Source organism: Clostridium sp., from assembly GCF_032552055.1.
Classification (GTDB): domain Bacteria; phylum Bacillota; class Clostridia; order Clostridiales; family Clostridiaceae; genus Clostridium.
The window spans coordinates 1-1,968 of record NZ_JAWGSV010000378.1; the positions used below are offsets into that span (position 1 = coordinate 1).

The following is a 1,968-nucleotide window of genomic DNA, read 5'->3' on the forward strand; positions in this document are numbered from 1 at the left end:
AAATCTGGATTATACAATGAAGTAGTTGATTCTCTAAAATCAGTAAATATTAATTTCTGTGAGCTTTCAGGTGTACAAGCAAATCCAGTGCTTTCTTTAGTTGAAGAAGGTATTAATCTTTGTAGAAAAGAAAATATAGATTTAATACTTGCAGTTGGTGGTGGTAGTGTAATAGATACCGCTAAAGCCATTGCAGTTGGAGTAGATTATGAAGGAAATGTATGGGATTTATATTTAACTGGAAAAGATGTAGAAAAGGCATTACCAGTTGCAACTATATTAACACTTCCAGCAGCAGGTAGTGAAGGGAGCCCAGATTCAGTAATTACTAATGGAGATAAAAAGATAGGATATACTTCAATGAAAATAAGACCATTAGTTAGTGTTATAAATCCTAAGTTATTTTACACTCTTCCTAAAAATCAAATTGCAAATGGAATTTGTGATATGATGAGTCACGTTATGGAAAGATATTTTACTAATACAGAAGCAACAGATTTTATAGATAGCCTTTGTGAAAGTACTTTAAAGACAATGATGAAAAATGCTTTAATAGTTAAAGATGATGTCAATAATTATGATGCTTGGTCACAAATTTCACTAGCTGGATGTATTGGACATAATGGACTTTTAGGAGTAGGAAGAGAGCAAGATTGGGCATGTCATAAGATGGAGCATGAATTAAGTGCAGCTGATTACAGTGTTCCTCATGGTGCAGGACTTGCAGTTTTAACACCATATTGGATGAGATATGTTTATAAAGAAAATAAAGATAGATTTTTAAAGTTTGTTTATAATGTTATGGACATACTTCCAACTGATGATAAAGAAAAAGATATTTTAGATGGAATTTCTAAACTACAAAACTTTTTCGTAACAATGGGACAGCCTACTACATTAAAAGGATTAGGTCTTGAAAAGATAGATTTAAAACTTTTAGCTCAAAAATGTACTAAATATGATGGAACTAATGAAAATCCAGTAGGACATTTTAAAGCTCTTACTTGGGAAGATGTTTATAAAATTTATTCTGTGGCAAAATAGGTTTTAGAATAAAATATTTTATATTTGGAGGTATCAAAATGAAAATAGATAGCAAGATAAAGCTAAATACAGGAAATGAAATTTACCAATTTGGATTAGGTGTTTGGAGAAGTGGAGAAGCTACTAAGGATGCAGTTCTTACTGCATTAAAGCTTGGCTATAGACATATAGATGCAGCTGCAATATATGGAAATGAAGAAGCTGTAGGTCAAGCTATAAGAGAAAGTGGGATTCCTAGAGAAGAGTTATTTATAACAACAAAATTATGGAATCAAGATATGAGAGATGAAAGAGTAATGGAGGCTTTTGATACTAGTTTAAAAAAGCTTGGATTAGACTATGTTGATTTATACTTAATTCACTGGCCGGTTAAGGATAAATATATTAAGTCCTATAAGGTTATGGAAGAAATATACAAGAGTGGTAGAGCAAAAGCTATTGGAGTATCTAACTTTAAAATTCATCATTTAGAGGATTTACTAGCTAATACAGAAATAGTTCCAGCAGTTAATCAAATGGAATTCAATCCTCAAATGCAGGATAATGCTCTTGTAGAATTCTGTAATGATAAGGGAATAGTCTTTGAAGCTTGGTCACCTCTTGGATCAGGTGCTTGCTTAGAAAATGAGGAAATAAAGAAAATAGGAGAAAAGTATAATAAGTCTGTAGCACAAGTAATTATTAGATGGATATTACAAAAGGGTATAGTAGTGTTCCCTAAGTCTGTTCATAAAGAAAGAATAAAAGAAAATGCTGATGTATTTGATTTTGAATTAACTAATGAAGAAATTGAGTTAATTAATGGAATGAATAAGAATATAAGAACAGGCGCAGATCCAGATACTTTTACTTTCTAAAAAGCATTAATTATTTTAACAATTAATGTGTTGACTATTTTAATAATTGTGCTAAAATAATTATTAA

The 1,968-nt window shown here is 30.6% G+C and carries 2 protein-coding genes; both read left to right on the top strand.

From position 1 onward, the window contains the following. On the top strand, positions 1–1,044 hold a 1,044-nt coding region (locus E6248_RS15710), incomplete at its 5' end, for an iron-containing alcohol dehydrogenase (protein ID WP_316341705.1). Positions 1,045–1,082: 38 nt separating this feature from the next. Beyond that, positions 1,083–1,901 (top strand): aldo/keto reductase, encoded by an 819-nt coding sequence (locus tag E6248_RS15715; protein ID WP_316341706.1) that lies wholly within the window; start codon positions 1,083–1,085, stop codon positions 1,899–1,901. The last annotated feature ends 67 nt before the right edge of the window (positions 1,902–1,968 follow it).